Here is a 20,133-nt window from a genome sequence, read left to right on the forward strand (position 1 = left end):
CAAATTTGCGATTTTTAAAGCAGAATTCCACTTAATTTAACCAATATTATCATTATTTCAATCTTTCAATGTCATCCTTTTTAAGTTAATAGAATACCGAATGAATTGTTTCAACCAGAAAAGAGACTAAAGCTTCTCCCTTTAATTATTTAAGTTTAAAAACTTTAAAAAAAGAAGAGCAAATGCATTCATTGAAAATTAAAGATTTTCATGACGACAGAAATTTGCCGTATCAAAATTCCCCTTCTTTGGAGGGGTGGCGAAAATTCAGAGAATTTTTGACGGGGTGGTCCAATACTCAAGTCCATATTTTCACTCCCGGAAACAAAAAAGCCCTTCAGATAGACAAAAGGGCTTTCAGTATTTAAGTGGTCCTGCTATTGTTAAGCCATCACCATATTGTTTCTTCTCGGAGCTTTGTCGCAAAGAACGTCTGCGATACTCTTTGAAATAAGATTTTCTTCAGTCAGGTTATCCAGCCAGAAAAATTCTCCTGCTGCATTGATTTCAATGAAATAATATTCGTCTTCAGGGGAAACGATGATGTCTATCGCACCATAATCTACATTATACACATCTAAAAGTTCCAGAAGTTTTGCTTCGATATCTGCCGGCAGCTCTGTTCTTACCCATTTGGTCAAAAGGTTGACGCCGTCTTTTCTCCAGTCCACTTTAGCATCTTCAGACTGTTGGGAATCGATCTCAAAAGCATAAACGTCCTGTCCTACGATGGTCACACGAAGCTCTTTTTTCTTTTCAATCTTTTTCTGGAACTGCATCGGGCAATACACCAGGGAATCCAGTTCTTCAAGTTTATCCTCCCCTACTACATTGGTAAACACTACGCTTTCTACACCGTCTTCATAGATCGCAAAACCGGTCTGCATTTTCGCTACAACATTCTGATGTTTAAGGATGAATTTTCTCGCTTCTTCAGGGTTATTGGTCAGGCAGGTTTCAGGAATTTTAAGTCCTAACTTAACCGCTACTTTTAACTGTTCCTCCTTACTGTCCAGTCTTCTGTAAATTCCCGGTTTTCCAAGAGCATAAGCGTCTACAGATTCTATAAATCCAAAAAGTGTGTTGCGGATTTCTCCCATCGCGGCACCATAGAATTTTTTGTCCATTTCTTCTTTCACTCCGTTTCCGATATTGTAAGCTCTTCGGTACCAAATGGCAGCGATATCGTCCAAGCGGTACTGTGCATCTTTGGTTTCCAGGATGCTTATCCATTCGCCATCCTGAAAAATGGTCGACAGTTTATTTTGTATAGGATATAGGTCTACATCGAATCGGATGACCTCACATCCGTTTTTTTCTATATATTCCGTTACTTTCTCGATAGAAAAATTATCTGCAGTATGCGTAATAATTAGTATTTTATTCATGGATATTCATTCTTTTTATAAGGTTATCGGCAATTCTTTCTGCAATAGGAAAACCCAGTTCGTTCTGCAGCATTCCCCATTCTCCCTGAGGATTGACCTCCAGAAAATAATAGGCTCCATCTTTTCCTCTGATCATGTCAATGGCTCCGATATAAAGTCCCATTTCTTTCATCATGGAAGCAAGACCAGTTCTGACGTCTTCCGGAAGATCATAGCTTGACCAGGAATAATCTCCCTTTCCTACTCTCCAGTCTGCCTCCTCACTGTTGTTGATCTTTCCCGTAAAAAATTCTCCGGCTATATAAACAATCCTCAATTCATATTGTTTATCAATATAAGGCTGGAAGATCATGGGACAGTACGTGATGTCTGAAATATGCTCCAAAGTGTCCTCTTCAATGATCATTGTTGAGATAATATTTTCTCCGTTCATGGTCTTTGCAGTCAGGCTATGAAGTTTGGCAACTGCTTTTCCAGCACAGCATTCATGAAAAAAGGCAATGATTTTCTCTTCATCGTTTGAAAAAATGGTTTGCGGAACCGTCAGTTTGTTTTCTTTGGCTACTTTTAGCTGAAGCATTTTACTTCCATCAATCTTTCTTTCATTTTCAAAAGGGTTGATCCATGGAACATTTTCTAATACAGTAATCAGGTTATAGCGAAGGTTGGCATATCCGCTCAGGAATACTTTTCTGTACTCTTCATCCAGTTCGTCAGGAGTACTTATTGCCCAGGCTTTTCTGTGCCATACTCCTTTGATATCTTTGGAATGAACTGTATTTCCGAATTCGTCTGTCAGTTCAAATGAGTCTGGATTCACACTGATCTTCTGGAAGTGGTTCATACGGTCAGAATTCAGTCTGAAATAAGGAATATTTTTAGAAGTCAGATATTCAAAAAAAATATCAATATTGTAAAAATCCTTTGAATGGGTGATGCAGAGAATCATTGGCCGGTTTTTATTAAAAAAGGAAACTTAGTGGTAAGTTTCCTTTGATTGTGATTGTATTAATACGATTAATATTTATTTTTTTAATGTATTAGTCCAGTGGAACAGTTGGAGAATCATCATCTCCGTCAGATGGATATTTCATCGTAACCATAAGATCATCCTGAGGCGAAGTTACGTTATCTACTACAGGTTTTGTGATTACATCTCTTTCAGGAATCGTAATGACACCTCCTCCTTTTACAGTTTCAGGATCTTTAAGTTGCTTTTCCAAGAATGACGCAAAAAACGGCTTCTTTTTTGAATTGTTGTCTTTCATAATAATTGAGTTTGGGTTAAAGTATGATCTTAATTTTGTTCGATTTATACAACAGAATCATCGCCATCTGAAGGATACTTCATCGTCACCAAAAGATCTTTGTTTGGCGATGTTACATGATCAAAAATCTGTGCTGTAACATTATCTACCGAAGGGGCAGTAATGATGTCGTTGTCTGTGTTGGTAATGATTCCTGCTCCTCCCTGAACAGTTTCAGGATCTTTAATCTGCTTTTCTAAAAATGAAGCAAAAAAAGGTTTCTTTTTTGAATTTTCTTCTTTCATAGTTATTGAGTTGGGTTAATAATTTATATCGCACTATTGCTTACAAAATCTCTAATTCTCCTGACTCATCACTGTCAGATGGATACTTCAAAGTTACTACCTGATCTCTTACCGGAAGGGTTGCATTATCCACAAGTGGTGATGTGGTGACGATATCTCTTGCCGGAAGGGTAACGATATCTGTAATAGGGGTAGTGACAGCCCCGCCCTGAATGGTTTCCGGATCCTTAATTTGTTTCTCTAAAAATGAAGCAAAGAAAGGTTTTTTTGAGTTTTTCTTTTCCATAAGTTAATATATTTAGTTTTTAGATAAAACTAAAGTACAAAAAATATCAACACGTAGGGAAATACAAATTCATTTTAAGAAAATTTTAACTAAATCACTACAAATACGGAATTAAATTAACCCAAACTAAGAAAATCCTTAACAACATTAGCAAAATCTACCGGATTTTCGGCTTGCACCCAATGTCCTGCATTTTTTACGGTAACAATTTTCGCTTTTGGAAACTGCTGTTTAATCCCATATTCATCTTGTGGAAGGATGTAATTGGATTTTTCACCGGCAATAAATAAAGAATCCCCTTCAAAAACGCCAAATTTTACGGCATTGGAAACAAATTCATGATACTTTTCAGACAAAGTTTTAAGATTGAATCTCCAGTTCAGTTTTTTATCATCATCCCAGTATAAGTTCTTGGCTAAAAACTGAATGGTCGATTTCTCAGGAATATACTGACTCAAAACAGTTTCTACATCACCTCTTGAACTTACTGTATTGAAATCTACCGTTTCAAGGGCTTTAATAATTCCCTGGTGATGCGGAGGATAGGCCTTTGGTGAAATGTCTACCACAATCAGTTTTTCTACTCTTTCGGGATATTTCAAAGCGAACTGCATGACTGCTTTTCCACCTAAAGAATGCCCCAGAATATGAGCTTTTTGAATACCATAATGATCCATATAACGAACAATATCGTCCGCCAGATCATCATGGCTCATACTTTCCGAATGAAAGCTTCTCCCATGATTTCTAAGATCGATCAGATGCACGGGAAGATATTCACCTAAGTCTTTTCCAAAACCTCCCCAGTTGTCCAGCATTCCAAACAGTCCGTGAAAGACAAGAAGTGGCGTAGCCGTAAGGTTTTCGCCGAATATTTTTGAGTTTAAGATGTCCATTGTTTTTTAATTAGAAGTTAGAAATTAGAGTTGAAAACCAGCAAATGAAGATTCAAAGAGAGCTTACATCCTTATTGAATATGACTTTCTCTCTTCGGTCTCATGCTTTGCTTTTCTCTACTTATCCCCAAACCGCCAGTCTCTTCAGATAAGCCTGTACCGTATTTTCAAGTCCCATATACAGTGCTTCAGAAATTAAAGCGTGCCCTATGGATACTTCAAGAAGGTTTGGAATATTGTCGGCAAAATATTTTAAGTTTTCAAGGCTCAGATCGTGGCCTGCATTGATTCCTAATCCAAATTCTGTAGCAGCGACTGCTGTATCATAATAAGGTTTGATGGCCTGCTCTTTATTGTTCAAATAATTTTTCGCGTATGCTTCCGTATACAGTTCGATTCTGTCGGCTCCCGTTTTTGCTGCATGCTCTACCAATTCAGGTAAAGGATCCAGAAAAATAGAGGTACGGATTCCTGCATTTTTAAATTCAGCAATAATTTCCGTCAGAAAGTCGAAATGTTTTATCGTATCCCAGCCAGCGTTGGAGGTAATGGCATCATCTGCATCCGGAACCAGCGTAACCTGTTCCGGTTTTACTTCCAAAACCATATCAATAAAAGATCGGTGCGGATTTCCTTCAATATTGAATTCTGTAGTAACCAAAGGTTTCAGATCGTAAACATCTTTTCTGGTGATGTGCCTCTCATCAGGTCTGGGATGAATGGTAATTCCCTGTCCCCCAAATTCCTGAATTTTTATGGCTGCTTCGGTTACACTTGGCGTTTCGCCTCCTCTTGCATTTCTTATGGTCGCAATTTTATTAATGTTTACGCTTAATTTTGTCATTTTTATTAAGATGTTAGATAGCAGAAGTTGGGTTTTCACTCCATTTCCCTATCCTATTATTATTTGTTCAACGTATTTTTTTATTAAAAAACCAGATTCTATTAGTTTTAAATTCTTTATAATTTCTGCTTTCTATAGACTATACTTTAACGCTTATCTGCATTACCTGAAGGTCAAATTCTTTTGAAGCCACCAGCAAATGGTCAAAAATATCCGCTTGAATCTGCTCAAAATGCTCCCATTTGGAATCATTAGCAAAGCAATATACCTCAAGGGGAAGTCCTTGCGGCGTAATATCAAGCTGGCGGACCATTCTGGTTCCGTTTTCATCAATATCCGGATCGTTTTCTATATATTTCTGGGCATAATATCTGAAAACACCGATATTGGTAAGCTGCCTGCCATTGATGGTTTTATCGTTATGTTCCAGACTCAAGTTTTCCTGTCTGATCTCCCTTGTCTTTTCTTCCAGATAATCTGAAATAAGGTTGATATCTTTTAAACGTTCAACATCTTCTTCGTTTAAAAATTTAAAGGAATTGATATTGAAATAAACTGATTTCTTGATTCTTCTTGTATTGGATTCCGACATGACCTGGAGGTTTTTGATCTCCGTAGTAAGAAGGTCATAGGTAGGAATGGTTGAAACGGTTTTATCAAAATTGGTGATCTTGGTGGTCAGAAGGCTGATATCTGTAATATTTCCTTCAATGCTGTATTTGGGAATGCTTACCCAATCCCCTACTTTGAGGTTCTTTGAGGTCGCAACATGGATCCCCGTAACAAAACCTAAAATCGTATCCCTGAAAACGAGTACCAATACTGCAGTAATCGCCCCCAAACTCCCAACAATGGTGGTTCCCTTGATCCCAAATATGACACACAACCCTACGACAGAAAAAATGAATATTCCTAAGATCTTTACAGTTTCTGAAATAGCATTCAGCGCCATAATTTTATAAAAATCCTGTTTTATGGTGAAATAGCTCCTGAAACCTGTCAGTGAACGGTAAAGCATTCCGGCAAGAATCAATACCAATCCTAAATTGATGGATCTGTTGATAAAAATATTCGTTTTAGGGAGTGCTGTGGCGGGAAATATCGACGGATGGATGGCACCTACCACCAAGAGTGCTGAAAAATGAGCAACAGAATTGCTGATTTTAGACTGGTAAATGGATCGGATGATAGGATATTTTTCATCATTCCGAAAAAATCTGAATACAAAATTGATGACAAATTTAAAAATAAAATCTACCACTAAAAATACGGCACACAGCAAGGCCAGTTTGATAATAATATGAACAATCCAATCCATTCCGCCCGGTGTTACCTGACTGATATAGATGTACAACTGCTCACTTATTTCCTGTAAAAAGTTTTTAGTGTCTTGTATTTCGTCTTTCATTACAGCAAATTTATAAAATTAAGAATGATGATGTTACTATTCACAATCAATTTTCATCCCAAATGCGTAAAAGGTCTTTGGAAATCTTCTTTTTTCCTATCTTGCATTGATAATTTTAAAGAATGGATACAACCTTAATCAATATTCTCTGTCTTATTTTACTGTTCCTTGGCATGCTGGGAACTTTTCTTCCTGTCCTTCCGGGACTTTTACTGAGCATCTGCGGTCTTTTGATCTATAAATTCGGAACGGATGCTGATCTGCCCATGATTTATATCTGGGCTTTCGGAATTCTTACGGTTATTTCTATAGTGCTGAGTTACGTCATTCCGGCAAAAACCAATAGAAAATATGGTGGAACCCGCTGGGGAAGTATCGGATCGATTATCGGAACTATTGTAGGAATTTTCATTCCTATTCCTTTGGGCTTTCTGGTAGGAATGTTTGCCGGGGTATTTATCGGTGAGCTTCTTCATGACAGCAAGGATATGAACAAGGCTCTGCAATCTACTAAAGGGGCATTTATCGGCTTCATTTACGGAACCGGTTTTAGTCTTGTCGTAGGTGTGGCAATGTTTTTGGTAGTAGTTTTAGATATGCTTAATATTATTTAAAAAAAAGATATGTTCCACAAAGCCATCATATTCAGCCTGGGAATGCTGACACTAGCGGGATGCGATGCCCAAAAGAAGACGAAAACACCGGAACCAACTTCCGGAACAACCTCTCCTATGAATGAAACTAAAAACGCTGCACAACAAGGAGGCATTATCTATCTGAATCAGGGTGATAATAAATTCCTGAAAGAATATGAAATGAATGTCACCTTCAAAGGTATTTCTGAGGACAGCCGTTGTCCCGAGGGCGCCAACTGTATCTGGGCCGGGGTTGCCGTAGCACAGATTGAAGTGATGGGAACCTATTCCCGACCGATGATTTTAAGTCTCGCTACTACTGAAAATGCAGGAAGAAATTTCCATCAGTCGCAAGAATTTAATGGATATACGATCTCATTGGAAGAAGTCTCTCCGTTTCCAAAAGCGGATGGCGGCGCCAAAGCTTTGGAAGGAAAATATAAAGTCGGGATTACGATCAAAAAAACGGAAGGATCCGGAGATCCTACCAGGAAATAGGTTTCTTGCCTTTTGAAACAAGATATTCGTTGATTTTTGAAAACGGCTTGCTTCCATAAAAACCTCTGTAGACAGAAAAGGGTGACGGATGCGCCGATTTTAAAATAAAATGTTTAGCCGGATCGATGAGTTCGGCTTTTTTTTGGGCAAAAGCTCCCCAAAGGACGAAAACCACATTTTCTTTTTTATCTGAAATTTCTTTGATGATAAAATCTGTGAATTTTTCCCATCCCAGGTCTTTATGAGAATTCGGTGAATGAGCTCGGACGGTTAAAGTCGCATTCAATAATAAAACGCCTTGCTTGCCCCAGTCATCCAACTCTTTTGAAGTTCTTTCAATTCCCAGATCATCTTTCAGTTCAGTGAAAATATTTTTCAGAGAAGGAGGTGCTGTTACCTGTTCCGAAACAGAAAAGCACAAACCATTGGCCTGATAGTCATTATGATAAGGATCCTGCCCGATGATCACCACCTCAACCTCTTCGAAAGGGGTGATTTCCAAGGCTCTGAATATTTGATTTTTAGGAGGAAATACTTTGGTTGCAGCATATTCCTGTTTCACTTTTTCCCAAAGGGTTGTAAAATAGGTTGTGCTTTTTATTGGGGCTAAAATGTCTGTCCAGGTCATGAGCTTGATGTAATAATTTGAAAATAGGTGTTAATATAATGATCTAATTTATCTTCCAAAGGAAACTGTAGTACAAAAATATTCTTTAATTCCTGGATGACCAAATCTGATGATGTGATGATTACAGGGCTTAATGACTGAATGGAAATAAGCTATGTTTTAAATATTTTCACTTTTTTTTCAATCAAAAGGTAAGAAAAGTAGGACAGCACTATTGAAAACCCGATTAAAAGAAAATTATTAATATGATAGGAATCTACAATGACAATGTTCTGTTTCTTTACTATATAATGAATGATATACAGTGAGTAAGAAATATTACCAAGAAAATAGACCACTTTTGTTTCTAAAAACTTTTTGACAAGGCTTTCTTTTTCTGAATACAGATGTTTTATAATCATTGCAGATAGTAGAGGAATAAAGAATATCCCCCTTCCAGTGTAAAGCAAGGCTAAAAATAAAATAACAGCTCCATACACATAAAAATTACTTTTCTTCATCTTTATTTCCGGTAAAAATGCAATCCCGATTCCTATACAATAAGAAGAAACTGTTCGCACTAAAGAATTTACCCCAAAAACGATATCAAGGTATTGTGAAGATCTGTTTATGGTTAGTGGTGAATGATCAAAGTACATATCCGGCAGATGAGAAATGACACCTCTGAGAAATAATCCAGATACGATGAGCATCCAGCTGTTTATTTTATACCGAAGTACAGCCCAGAGTATAAATGGAAACATCACATAACATATCCATTCCGTACTTAAAGACCAATACACTTCATTGAATGAATAATTGGGATTGAAAAAACACTGTAGAAGTCCTGCATTAATTAAAAACCCGGGCCAGGAAGGATCTTTTGCAATAAAAAGGATGATAAAAACAATAGAGAAAAAATACACAGGATAGATTCTGTTGATTCTTTTTTTATAAAATGTCCTTACATTAAAAAAAGTCAGGTGCTGAAATTTTCCGGAATAGGATACCGCAAGAAGAAAAGCACTGAGTACAAAAAAAATATCTACAGCCACATACCCTTTGCCAATCACAGACTGAATCCAAAAACTTTTAAAATAAGTGAAATGGAAAAATGTCACCCAAAGTGCTACAATACCTCTAAGTCCGGTTAACGATTTTATTTCATTTCTCATGTTATAAAAAAACAATATTGCCTTTCCGGCGATCAATGGTTAAAAGTTAATTTCCTTTATATAAACTAAAAACAATATTGTCCGGAAAACCTTCATCTATTCTTCCTTGCTGCAAAACAAAATTGTGTTTCAGCAGCAACTTTTGGGAAGCCTCATTCATTGTATTGGTGAACGCTAAAATTTCCTGTAAATTTAATTCATTCAATCCAAAATTTAAAACAGCAGCTACAGCTTCCGACATAATTCCTTTTCTATGGTAATCCGGCAATAGCTCATAGCCCATTTCTGTAGTTTTCCTGTCTTCAGAAAATTTCCAGAGACAGATGGTTCCGATAAGATTGGATTGACCTTTATAAGAGATTCCGAAGAAAATAATTTCCTTACTTTGAGTCCTTCTTTTGATGCTTAAAATAAATTCCAGCGCGTCATAATTGGATTTTGGAGACACTCTTGTCACAAACTTGTTGATCTCCGGATTGCTGCGGATCTTCAGAATATCATCAACGTGACTTTCATTAATTTCATTTAAAACTAATCTTTCGGTTTCTAATTTCATTTTTCAAATGTACTAAAATCAGACGGTCAAAAATCATCTCATCTCCCGGTTAATAGATGCTGTCAACTATTCAAATTAGCTCATTTTCAAATTGTCCGTCACGAGATTCACATTTTCTCACTAAATTTGCAAGGTGTATATAAATAAAGAAGATTTAAACGAATTAGAGTTTCCGCAATTGCTCGCGGAGATCTCTCCATTTGCGTATTCTCCGAAAACGAGAGAAAAAATTCTTCAACTTCGTCCCATGGACATTGACGAGGCGGAACTTTCCCTGAAAAAAACGTCGGAATATCTTTCGAGTTTTGAGAGTTCAAATGCAATTCCGTTCGATGAGTATGAAGATATTGAAATTGAGCTGAAGGTAATGCTGATCGAGAATTACCGTTTGGAAAACAACGCTTTCATTAAAATAAAAACCTTAACTGAACAGATAGGAAAACTTCAGAAGTTTTTCGCCACCATGCCAGATACTTTCCCTACTTTAATAGGTGATGTTTCTGTGCTGGAGTTTAAAAAAGAGATCATTGACAAGGTCGATAAGGTCTTTAACCGTTTTGGGGAAGTAAAAAGTGATGCCTCTCCTATTTTAAAAGAACTGAGGGCTGAAATCCAGCTTGCTAAAAAAGCAATCCAGGAAAATTTCAACCGTGCGCTGTTCAATTACGGACAGAGCGACTTTCTGGATGATATCCGGGAAACTATTATTGAAGACCAGAGAGTTCTAGCAGTAAAATCAGGGTTTAAGAAACGAGTTGCAGGAAGGGTTTTAGGAATTTCAAAAACGGGTTCCATTACCTATATGCAGCCGGATAGTGTGGTAAAACATTACTTCAAGCTAAAGGAAAGTGAAGAGGAAGAGAAGAAAGAGATCGATAAGATCCTGAGAAAACTTACGGCTGAACTGGCAGAATTCCAGCCTCAGCTATGGAAATATCAGGTGTATATTTTTGATCTTGATCTGACGAGAGCAAAAGCGAAATTTGCTGAACTGGTGAATGGAATACTTCCGAAAATCAACCGTCACAGAACACTGAAGCTGAAAGATGCATTTCATCCCCTGTTATGGCTTAGAAATAAAGTAGAAAACAAGACGATTTTTCCACAGACGCTATCATTGACGGATCATAACAGAATTATCTGTATTTCGGGACCGAATGCGGGAGGAAAGTCCATCACTCTGAAAACGGTCGGACTGCTTCAGCTGATGATCCAAAGCGGAATTCTGGTCCCTGTGCATCCAAGATCTGAAATGTTCTTTTTTGAAAAGATCATGACGGATATCGGAGATAACCAGTCGATTGAGAACCATTTGTCCACTTATTCTTCAAGACTTAAGAAAATGTCAGGAATCATCCGTGAGGCAGATGCAAATACCTTACTTCTTATTGATGAATTCGGGACAGGATCTGATCCTGAGCTCGGTGGCGCACTGGCGGAAAGTTTCATGGAATATTTCTATGACAAAAAAAGTTTTGCGATCATTACAACTCACTATACGAATATCAAGCTTGTCATTGAAGAGCTTCCGAATGCTGAAAATGCAGCCATGCTTTTCGATGAAGAAACACTTGAACCCATGTATAAACTGGAGGTAGGACAGGCAGGAAGTTCGTTCACATTTGAAGTAGCGGAGAAAAACAGAATTCCGAGATTTATCATTCATGCTGCAAAAAAGAAAGTAGAGCACGATATTGTTAATCTTGATAAAACGATTGTAAAGCTTCAGCAGGAAAAATTTGAAGTTGAAAAACTGAAAACCGATCTGGCTGAAAGAAAGGAATCTGTGGAAGACAAACGTGACAATCTCCAGAAACTTAATGAGCAGCTGCAACAGAAACTGTTCAATTTCCAAAAATTATATGAGGAGGAACATCGTAAACTTCAGTTTGGGAATAAAATTGAAACGTTCATCGACAGCTATGTAAAAGGTAAATCGAGAAAAGATGTTGTGAAAGATTTTGTGAAAATTCTTGAACAGGAAAAATTCAGGAAAATTGGGGCAGATAAAGATGAAACCAAACGTCTTCAGGTGGTTAAACGAAAAATCACGCAGCAACTCAAAAAAGATGATGTGATTGAAAAAATCGCTGAAACCAATGAAAAACTGGAAGAGAAACGCAAAACCGACCGTGCCGTGTGGATGAAAGAGGGGCAGCGTGTCCGGATTCCCGGAAGTACCAGCGTAGGAACGATTGAAAAAATTTCCAAGAATAAAGTGATCGTGAACTATGGAACTTTTAAGACAACGATTAATGCGGATGAACTTGAAAGAATTTAATAATATAACTTTTAAACATAAAAATAGCGCTGAATGTTCAGCGCTATTTTATTTTAACGACTAAACATTGTCTGTTGAAGCATACAGATCAAATTTTCTTGTTATTTTTGGATCATGGATAAAAGCTTTCGTGTCCTTTGGATTTTTTATAGAAAATTACTAATCCCTGCTGTTTCATTTTCGCTATTATTATGCTTCTTTACTCAATGGAGTGTTGAAAATTTTGGATTATGCTTTTTCCTTATCTTTCCTTTGCTCCATTTTTTCATTTATGATATACGGCTTAAAAGCGAATATTTTTTTTACGCCAATTTTGGATTTTCAAAATGGTTTTTGTGGGGATTCACAGGATCATTAAGTTTAATGATCAAATTTATGACACGATTCTTATGAGCAAGCTTCACATCGACAGTATCACCAAATCTTTTGGCGGAAGAAAAATTCTGCAGGACATCTACCTGAGCTGTGAGACCGGTAAGATTGCAGGTATTCTGGGTCCTTCGGGTGGTGGTAAATCTACCTTGCTGGAAATTATTTTTGGAACAGTAAAAGGAGATACGCAGTTTATTAAGTTGGATGAAACTGTTCTTAAAAGCTTATACGACAGAAAAAATAAAATTGCGTATCTACCTCAGTGCTCTTCATTTCTTCCAAAAGAATGTAAAATAAGAAAGCTTATTCCTTTATTCTGTACCCGGGAAAATACGGAAAAACTTTACGGCTTAAAAATGATACAACCGTTTTTGGATGAAACCGTAAGAAACCTTTCTGGCGGTGAAAAAAAAATCATTGAAACCTTGATTATTACTTATTCAGATGTGAAATTTGTTTTGCTGGACGAACCTTTCAGTGGTGTTTCTCCGAAAGCTGTTGACGAATTGGAAAAGATCATTACAAGCCAGGCCCGGTATAAAGGTATCATCATCTCTGATCATCATTACAAGACTTTATTACATATGGCTGATGATCTTTATCTGCTTTCGGACACTTATTTAAGGAAAGTGGAAGGCGTTAAAGAACTACAGCAATTCAATTACCTTCCTAAAAATCAATAATTGCATGAATATCATCAGCAGTAGGCGATTAATGAAGAATTTCATGTGCATTTCGGAGGATATTGATCAATTTAAGCAAATAGAACAATATTTTAATGATCAAAAAAACATTTAATTTATATATTTGAGGGATCAAAAAATTTCATAGAATGATTTCCGTAAACAGAGCATTGTACTTATCCGCTTTCAGTCTTTTTTCCTTAGCATTTGTGAAAGGACAGAATAAAGTTCCTTTTGGTGTTGTAAAAGCTGAAGAAGGCTACGCCAATGTACGTGTCCACAAGGATGACTACAGAAAAATCGTAGACAAGATCAGGATGCGTAAAGGGGATGTATTTGTTTATGTAAAACCTGCCCCGGGAGAAACGGAATGGATATGGATCAAATATCCCGAAAAGCAGGATGAGGAAAAACCTTTTGTGAGATATGAAAATCTTGAAAAGGAAGGAATGGTGAATAAGGGCCGTATCGCTTTTATCGACCAGCTTCCACAGTTTACGCCGTCTAAATCCAAAAACGGAAAATCACTCATCTTTACGGACAACAGCAATCCTAAAATACCTGCTTCCCAGAGAACCAAAGTAGTGATTGATGTTTATCCTTCCAATGCCGGTTACAGAAAACAGGAAAAAGATACAGATGGAAAGATCCTTACGATTGATAAGGTAAAACCGTGGGGAATCAAGGATGCACTTCCGGAAGGCATGACTGAGATCAAATCGATCCGTGTGCAGCAGCCTGGACGAGGTTCTGTTTTTGTAAGAGAGGCCATTAAAAACATGTTCCAGCCTACTATGGATTTCAATAACGTAGGAGTAACTGCTCTGGACAATGATCACCTCTATCTTTATATGATCAACGGCTCGGGTGAAAACCGATACATCACGCTTTGGGCCATCAAGGAAGGAAGAGTGATGAGCCAGATTATTTACAATAGTCCGGAATAATTGCCGTTTTTCTCTCTAATATTCTTATTTTTGCCCTGAAAAAGTATAACGCTTATTCATCACAGAAACTGGTTCTGCTTAACGCAGATGAAAAGGGAACCGTGTGAAAATCACGGACTGTCGCGCAACTGTAAGTAACTGAAGTCTTTATCAAGGATCCACTGTGCAGCGCACGGGAAGGAGATAAATGATGTTACAAGTCAGGAGACCTGCCTATTTCTTAAACAAGAAACTTTCGCGATTTGAAGTTTATTGATCTGATGGACTGCTTCAGGAATTCCTATGATTCCTGTCATGGCTCTGTTATTTTGATAGTCTTTCATTTCGCATTAATTAATAATGAAATATGACGACAGAAGAAAGAATTGCAGCATCCGAAACAAGAATTTTTAAAGCGGTTTTCCCAAACACCACCAACCATTACGATACTCTTTTCGGAGGTACTGCTATGCAGCTGATGGATGAAGTAGCCTTTATCACGGCAACCCGTTTCGCAAGAAAACGAGTGGTAACCGTAAGCAGCGATAAAATCGATTTTAAAAAACCAATTCCTGCAGGAACGATTGTAGAACTGATCGGGAAAGTTTCCTATGTCGGGAAAACGAGTATGAAGGTGAATGTAGAGATCTATACAGAGCAAATGTACTCTTATGAAAGAGAAAGAGCGATCGTTGGAGATTTTACTTTTGTGGCGATTGACGAAGAAAAAAAGCCTATCAGAATACTATAATTGATAAGTTTTCGGGCGGCCAAAGGCCGCCCGAAACTAATATAAAAACAGTAAGTTAAAAACTACTGTATTCATTGACTGTACCATTATCTCACGACTTTGTCAGTATCCAAGCTTCTGCTCAGCAAGGTTTGAAAAGCCTCCCCCATTTCATCCGATGCTCTGGTAATGGCATTTTCAAGCATATTTCTGATCTGCTTTTCGGTAACGCCGGCTTCTGTCCAGCTTTTTCCTGAAGTGTGAGCGTTTAAAATAAACGGCATAATCCTGTCGATGGAGCACGCAAAAATAGCATCCGGAGTTTTTTCTTCTTCAAATTCAAGCCACAGCTCAAAAAAATCGGTGCGTAAAGGTTCATCAAGAATCCCGAAGATCTTCTGGGCTGAAATTTTCTCTCTCTCAAACTTCCCGACCATTGCTTTTTCATCAAAAAGGAAAGTATCTCCCGCTTCTATCTCCACCAGATCATGGATGGAAAGCATTCTTATGACTCTTAAAAGATCAATATCCGCCCTGTTTTTAGCATAAGGATAAAGAATCTGGGCCAGAATAATGATCTGCCAGGAATGCTCGGCTGTATTTTCTCTTCTGGAATCGTCCGCATTATAATTTCTTCTCTGTACATTTTTCAGGGCATCTACGGCCAGGATAAAATCGATCTCCTTCTGTATTTTCATTTTCTTTTTTTATTATTTAGATGATTTTTTAACCACCCATTTATTATTGATCTTCTCTCTTATTGTTATTTTTGGGGGTTCTTCACTTACATCTCCAATTTTTTCATATACTAAATCGATCCCTTTATTAGGAATCACCTGATATTCATAAGTATAATGAAGTGAAGCTCCTGATCTTGCATAAGTAATTAGTCGTTTACGTTCGTAATCTACTTCAAACATTCCCTGATAATTGCTTGCAATGTTGGTGAGTTCTTTACTTGGTACGAATTGGTTTTGAGTTGAATTAAAGACATAGACATCATAGGAAGCACTACTATAATTCCCTAAATTACCATTTCTGAGTGCAATATCTTCTGTCCCGTCAAAATTGAAATCTCCAAAGACAACGGGGCTTTCATAGACCATTTCCGGAGTAAGGGATATTACGTTTACTTTTGAAGGTTTAAAGCTTTCTTTAAATGATAAAACCAGGTTATCTGAAACCAGTGTTTGTATTTTTTCACCATTTTTATTGAACAAAACGACATTGGCTTTATGTCCGCACTGGTCGGTCAGGCATTCTTCAACATCAATGTCGGTATTGTATTTTTTAGATGCGCCTTCAATGGCAAAACGGTATTGTCCGAAGCATAGAGGTCCAAGCAGCAGCAGCGCTGATAAAGACTTATAAAATAGAGCTGTATTGATCATGGGTGATTGGGTATTATTGGGGTTGTTCAAACAAATTCTATGCAAAAATAAGGGTTTTGGCCGAAAGCTATTTCATATAACAGATTAGTTGTATTTTTATTAAAAATATATAACATGGCTCCAGAATTCAATTACCCAACGGAAATTAAAGGAACAAGAAAGCTGTATTCTGTACTGAAAGGGTTGAAAAATCCTTTAGACGTTATTAGCAGAAACCATGAAATTGCAGGAGATAACTATTGCATCAAATCAAGTTTGACTCATAAAAACTTTATTTTTTCTCAGGACAAAGAATTCACAGAATATATTTTAAAGCAAAATCATAAAAACTATGATAAATCCGAGATACAGTCCATCACTTTAGGAAAATATCTGGGAAATGGTTTGCTCACAAACAATGGAAAAGACTGGCTAAAGCAAAGAAGACTGATCCAACCGGGTTTCAGTAAAGCGAAAATCAGTAACCTTGTTTCCATTATGGAAGAAGAAATTGATAAGGCTTTTCAGTCATTTAAACCTGAACAAGATCTGGATCTGTATCATTTCTTTCACAAACTCGCTTTTAATATTGTGGCCAAAACTCTTTTCAGTTCTGATATTGATGAAAATCGGGTTCAGGAACTGGGTACAATTATTACGGAAGTTCAGGAAGTTTTCACGAAAGAAGTCCGTATGCCTTTCTATTCTCAAATTCTGAAATTTTTGGGCGTGCTCGACAAGACTCTTAAAAAGAGCGAAAGAGCAAAGGCTATTATTCAAGGAGTTTTAGATAAGCGAAGAAATTCAACGGAAGAGAAAAATGATTTGCTGGACATGCTTATCCAGACAAGATATGAAGACACACAACTTCCGATGTCTGATGAACAACTGGTGGATGAAATGCTGATCCTCTTCATTGCAGGCCATGAAACAACAGCCAATGCTTTAACTTTCATCTTTTTCGAAATCAGTCAGAACCCTGAAACGGAGGAAAAATTAAGAAAAGAAATCACAGACGAACATGAAATGGTATTTGCTTCTGAGAACTTAATGAAAAAATCTTTTACTTCAAATGTCATCAAAGAAGCGATGCGACTCCATTCTCCAGCCTGGGCTATAGATCGTCAGGCTTTGGAAAATGATAGTTTCAAAGAATATTCCTGGCCGAAAGACACCTTGATTATACTGTATATCAGCGGCCTTCACCGAAATCCGGAATACTGGAAAGATCCAAACTCTTTTATTCCGGAGCGTTTTGACGATGAAAATGCAAAGAATTTTGCTTACTACCCTTTTGGTTCAGGTCCCAGACTCTGTATTGGTGAACACTTTGCCATGATGGAAATGGCTCTTATCGTCCGTAAATTCTACAAACATTTCACTTTTATATCTTATCAGAAAGAATTAGAGAAAAAAGCTCTAGTTACGTTAAGGACTACAAGTTTAAAAGGAAAATTATCAACAATTTGACCATGTTTTTATTTAATGTGTATTTCCTGAAATTGATCCATAAAAATAATTAATCTGATTTTCAATCAGTTACATAATTAATTTATATTTTTTCACTACTTTGTATTGCATATTACCATTTTAATTACATATCTTTGTAATGTAAAATAAGAAGAGGCTCATCTAGCTAGGAGTATTCTTCTTACCATATAACTAATTAACAAAACCTATTAAAGATGAATACTGAAAATACCAAAGCGCAAATGCGCAAAGGGATTCTGGAATTCTGTATTTTAAGTCTCATCAACCACCGCGAAATGTATGTTTCCGACCTGATTGATGAACTTAAAAAAGGAAAACTGGATGTAGTGGAAGGCACCCTCTATCCTCTTCTTACAAGACTGAAAAATGGAGAATTTCTTTCCTACAGATGGGAAGAGTCTACAGGAGGACCACCAAGAAAATATTATCAGATCACAGAAAAAGGAAAACTTTTCCTGACTGAACTACAAAATACCTGGGCAGAGCTGACAGCGTCAGTCAATCAAATCACTCAAAAAATATAAAAAACAAAGCTATGAACAAGACACTCTCAATAGGACTCGCAGGTTTTTCTTTCACGATAGAAGAACACGCATATATAAAGCTCAGCGATTACCTGAATGCACTGAGAAGCTCATTGGATGCTTCAGAGGAGGAGGAGGTAATGCATGATATAGAAATAAGAATGGTTGAAATCTTCAGAGATTCTTTAGGAAAACGTGAAGTAATCAACGATACAGACGTAGAAAAAGTAATTGCACAGATTGGATCTCCTGAAAAGATCGAAGAGCAGGAAGAAGCTTACTTTTCTGAGAAAAATACAAGAAAAACAGCTCAGTCAGGCGCAGAATATACAGATAAGAAACAGCTGTTCCGTGATCCTGAAAGACAAAAAGTAGCAGGAGTATGTGCAGGACTTGCCCACTATGTAGGAATGGATATTACGGCAATGAGAGCCATCTGGTTGGGGATATTTATTCTGGGTATTTTCACCGCAGCTATTTCTTCTTCACTGATCGGTCTTCTTTATGTCATTCTCTGGATTGTACTTCCAAGAGCGGAAACCGCTGCTGATTTTCTGAAAATGAAGGGAAAGCCTATGAACTTCGACAATCTTAAAAATGAGTCTAATAAATTGGTTCAGTTTGCCAACGAATCTACTCAGAGAGTCGGAGAAATGTACAACGAATCCAAGCCTTACATTGACAATGCGGGCAGCGGAGTTTGGAACATCATCAAATATTTTGTAGGATCTATCTTTGTATTAATGGCAGTAGGAAGCATCATCGGTATATTTGTCATCTTCGGATTATTCGGTATGGATGCAGATTTTCCAGGGGCTAATGAAATGAGATTCTACATGGATGATAACGGTCTGGATAAAGTTCTGGTAGCCATTATGATCATCGGATGTCTGATTCCTACGATTCTGTTCAGTTTGTTGAGTATCCGTATATTCTCCCCAAAAACAAAGCTTAGAAATATCGGATGGGTGATCGGTGCATTATTTCTTATATTGATTGGCCTGGGAACCTATTTCGGAGTGAGCATGGCGAAGAAAAACCTGATCTATAAAGGCAGCAAGGAAGACACAGAAAATATTGCGATCAACACTACATCAGATACGCTTTATGTAGATTTGAAACAAGTCAATATTCCTCAGAATTTCACAGCCTATGATGACGATATTTATTCTGACAAGAAAACGGTTTATAAAGAAGATTATATCTCTGTAGAGGTAACAAGAAAGCCGGAAGTGAAAACACCTTATCTGATCATTAAAAAAGAAGGAAACGGCTATAACGTTCCGGTTCAGATCAACGTACCTGTAGAAATCGTAGGTAATAAGGTAATGCTTCCCAACTACATCAAGTATCCTTACGAACACCGATTCAGACATTACAGAGTGGATTATGAGCTGGTAGTTCCTCAGAATGCAGTGGTGATTCCATTGAAAAAAGACAGAATGGACTTTGACGGAGACCTGAACGGAGACGGAATCAATGATGACGATCAGGATCAGGACGAAAACGGAAAGATCAGAATTGAAAAAAATAAGATCTCAGTCAATGGTTCTACCATAGAATACAACTCTGATGATAAAGACAGCATTATCATCAACGGGAAAAAAGTTCCGAATTCCCAGGCAGACAAAGTAATGGATTCTATGAAGTCTACGATCAAAAAAATGAATAAAAACGTAGACATCAAAATCAAGGACGGAAAAGACGAAATTTCCATACAAACTAAATAATTAACTTCAGAGAGTGCAGGAGGTGTGAATGGAAGGCAATCGTTTGAAATTCACACTCTTCTTCTCTCAGAAAACAAAAAAAATATGATTATTTAGTTCGCTATGTTAAAAAAATGTTATACATTCGTATAGTTAAAAAAATTAACCAAATCAATAAAAAAATACCTTAACCATGGTACAA

General features: G+C 37.2%; 23 protein-coding genes and 1 riboswitch. Of the genes, 9 read left to right on the plus strand and 14 right to left on the minus strand.

Annotated elements, in window-relative coordinates; translation table 11 throughout:
• Window positions 1-383 precede the first annotated feature (383 nt).
• From BW964_RS05270 to BW964_RS05305, 8 genes are all read right to left on the minus strand, one after another.
• A complete protein-coding gene (locus BW964_RS05270; RefSeq protein WP_076505280.1) occupies window positions 384-1,388 on the minus strand; it encodes an MvdD family ATP-grasp ribosomal peptide maturase in 1,005 nt (334 codons plus the stop codon).
• Entirely contained in the window at window positions 1,381-2,337 is a 957-nt protein-coding gene (locus BW964_RS05275) for an MvdC/MvdD family ATP grasp protein (RefSeq protein WP_076505282.1), read from the minus strand. The genes BW964_RS05270 and BW964_RS05275 overlap by 8 nt, the downstream gene beginning before the upstream one ends.
• Window positions 2,338-2,428: 91 nt before the next feature.
• Entirely contained in the window at window positions 2,429-2,656 is a 228-nt protein-coding gene (locus BW964_RS05280; RefSeq protein ID WP_076505283.1) for a microviridin/marinostatin family tricyclic proteinase inhibitor, read from the minus strand.
• 44 nt (window positions 2,657-2,700) lie between these two features.
• Window positions 2,701-2,940, minus strand: a complete 240-nt coding sequence (locus BW964_RS05285) for a microviridin/marinostatin family tricyclic proteinase inhibitor (RefSeq protein WP_076505284.1) — start codon at window positions 2,938-2,940, stop codon at window positions 2,701-2,703.
• A 40-nt stretch (window positions 2,941-2,980) separates the two neighbouring features.
• Complete coding sequence (locus tag BW964_RS05290; protein ID WP_076505285.1) at window positions 2,981-3,226, minus strand: microviridin/marinostatin family tricyclic proteinase inhibitor; 246 nt, start codon at window positions 3,224-3,226, stop codon at window positions 2,981-2,983.
• 116 nt (window positions 3,227-3,342) lie between these two features.
• Window positions 3,343-4,122, minus strand: a complete 780-nt coding sequence (locus tag BW964_RS05295) for an alpha/beta fold hydrolase (RefSeq protein ID WP_076505286.1) — start codon at window positions 4,120-4,122, stop codon at window positions 3,343-3,345.
• A 121-nt stretch (window positions 4,123-4,243) separates the two neighbouring features.
• Window positions 4,244-4,966: a pyridoxine 5'-phosphate synthase gene (locus tag BW964_RS05300; RefSeq protein WP_076505287.1), complete on the minus strand. Its 723-nt coding sequence runs from the start codon at window positions 4,964-4,966 to the stop codon at window positions 4,244-4,246.
• Between the two features lie 139 nt (window positions 4,967-5,105).
• Window positions 5,106-6,374, minus strand: a complete 1,269-nt coding sequence (locus tag BW964_RS05305) for a mechanosensitive ion channel family protein (RefSeq protein WP_076505289.1) — start codon at window positions 6,372-6,374, stop codon at window positions 5,106-5,108.
• Window positions 6,375-6,496: 122 nt separating this feature from the next.
• Between BW964_RS05305 and BW964_RS05310 the strand changes: the two genes are divergently transcribed.
• Together BW964_RS05310 and BW964_RS05315 are read left to right on the plus strand one after the other, a co-directional pair.
• Window positions 6,497-6,988, plus strand: a complete 492-nt coding sequence (locus BW964_RS05310; RefSeq protein ID WP_076505291.1) for a DUF456 domain-containing protein — start codon at window positions 6,497-6,499, stop codon at window positions 6,986-6,988.
• Window positions 6,989-6,997: 9 nt separating this feature from the next.
• Window positions 6,998-7,507, plus strand: coding sequence for a hypothetical protein (locus BW964_RS05315; RefSeq protein ID WP_076505293.1), 510 nt, complete (start codon window positions 6,998-7,000; stop codon window positions 7,505-7,507).
• Here the strand turns inward: BW964_RS05315 and BW964_RS05320 are convergent.
• From BW964_RS05320 to BW964_RS05330, 3 genes are all read right to left on the minus strand, one after another.
• A complete protein-coding gene (locus BW964_RS05320) occupies window positions 7,494-8,135 on the minus strand; it encodes a uracil-DNA glycosylase (RefSeq protein WP_076505295.1) in 642 nt (213 codons plus the stop codon). The two genes, BW964_RS05315 and BW964_RS05320, sit on opposite strands and share 14 nt — an antisense overlap.
• A 152-nt stretch (window positions 8,136-8,287) precedes the next feature.
• A complete protein-coding gene (locus BW964_RS05325) occupies window positions 8,288-9,289 on the minus strand; it encodes an acyltransferase family protein (RefSeq protein WP_076505297.1) in 1,002 nt (333 codons plus the stop codon).
• A 46-nt stretch (window positions 9,290-9,335) separates the two neighbouring features.
• Window positions 9,336-9,845, minus strand: coding sequence for a GNAT family N-acetyltransferase (locus BW964_RS05330; RefSeq protein ID WP_076505299.1), 510 nt, complete (start codon window positions 9,843-9,845; stop codon window positions 9,336-9,338).
• Window positions 9,846-9,978: 133 nt separating this feature from the next.
• Here BW964_RS05330 and BW964_RS05335 point away from each other — a divergent pair, with 133 nt between their 5' ends.
• The 3 genes from BW964_RS05335 to BW964_RS05345 all read left to right on the plus strand — a co-directional run bounded on the left by BW964_RS05335 (window position 9,979) and on the right by BW964_RS05345 (window position 14,128).
• Window positions 9,979-12,126, plus strand: a complete 2,148-nt coding sequence (locus BW964_RS05335; RefSeq protein ID WP_076505301.1) for an endonuclease MutS2 — start codon at window positions 9,979-9,981, stop codon at window positions 12,124-12,126.
• Between the two features lie 389 nt (window positions 12,127-12,515).
• Window positions 12,516-13,181 carry an ATP-binding cassette domain-containing protein gene (locus BW964_RS05340; protein WP_076505488.1) on the plus strand — a complete coding sequence of 222 codons (666 nt, stop codon included), beginning with the start codon at window positions 12,516-12,518 and terminating at the stop codon, window positions 13,179-13,181.
• Between the two features lie 149 nt (window positions 13,182-13,330).
• Window positions 13,331-14,128, plus strand: coding sequence for a hypothetical protein (locus BW964_RS05345; protein ID WP_076505303.1), 798 nt, complete (start codon window positions 13,331-13,333; stop codon window positions 14,126-14,128).
• A gap of 52 nt (window positions 14,129-14,180) precedes the next feature.
• Window positions 14,181-14,359: riboswitch (cobalamin riboswitch) on the plus strand.
• Here BW964_RS05345 and BW964_RS22815 read toward each other — a convergent pair.
• Entirely contained in the window at window positions 14,329-14,451 is a 123-nt protein-coding gene (locus BW964_RS22815) for a hypothetical protein (protein WP_262484536.1), read from the minus strand. Its footprint overlaps the riboswitch before it by 31 nt.
• Window positions 14,452-14,474: 23 nt before the next feature.
• Between BW964_RS22815 and BW964_RS05350 the strand changes: the two genes are divergently transcribed.
• Window positions 14,475-14,858 carry an acyl-CoA thioesterase gene (locus tag BW964_RS05350; protein ID WP_073333042.1) on the plus strand — a complete coding sequence of 128 codons (384 nt, stop codon included), beginning with the start codon at window positions 14,475-14,477 and terminating at the stop codon, window positions 14,856-14,858.
• A gap of 86 nt (window positions 14,859-14,944) precedes the next feature.
• On the opposite strand, the gene BW964_RS05355 is transcribed toward BW964_RS05350, so the two are convergent.
• Both BW964_RS05355 and BW964_RS05360 read right to left on the minus strand, forming a co-directional pair.
• Complete coding sequence (locus BW964_RS05355) at window positions 14,945-15,535, minus strand: HD domain-containing protein (RefSeq protein WP_076505304.1); 591 nt, start codon at window positions 15,533-15,535, stop codon at window positions 14,945-14,947.
• 12 nt (window positions 15,536-15,547) lie between these two features.
• Window positions 15,548-16,273 (minus strand): XAC2610-related protein, encoded by a 726-nt coding sequence (locus BW964_RS05360; protein ID WP_123912025.1) that lies wholly within the window; start codon window positions 16,271-16,273, stop codon window positions 15,548-15,550.
• 69 nt (window positions 16,274-16,342) lie between these two features.
• Here BW964_RS05360 and BW964_RS05365 point away from each other — a divergent pair, with 69 nt between their 5' ends.
• From BW964_RS05365 to BW964_RS05375, 3 genes are all read left to right on the plus strand, one after another.
• Window positions 16,343-17,677, plus strand: a complete 1,335-nt coding sequence (locus BW964_RS05365; RefSeq protein ID WP_076505308.1) for a cytochrome P450 — start codon at window positions 16,343-16,345, stop codon at window positions 17,675-17,677.
• 215 nt (window positions 17,678-17,892) lie between these two features.
• A complete protein-coding gene (locus tag BW964_RS05370; RefSeq protein ID WP_073333048.1) occupies window positions 17,893-18,222 on the plus strand; it encodes a PadR family transcriptional regulator in 330 nt (109 codons plus the stop codon).
• Between the two features lie 11 nt (window positions 18,223-18,233).
• Window positions 18,234-19,952 (plus strand): PspC domain-containing protein, encoded by a 1,719-nt coding sequence (locus BW964_RS05375; protein WP_076505310.1) that lies wholly within the window; start codon window positions 18,234-18,236, stop codon window positions 19,950-19,952.
• The last annotated feature ends 181 nt before the right edge of the window (window positions 19,953-20,133 follow it).

It is taken from the genome of Chryseobacterium shigense, assembly GCF_900156575.1.
Classification (GTDB): domain Bacteria; phylum Bacteroidota; class Bacteroidia; order Flavobacteriales; family Weeksellaceae; genus Chryseobacterium; species Chryseobacterium shigense.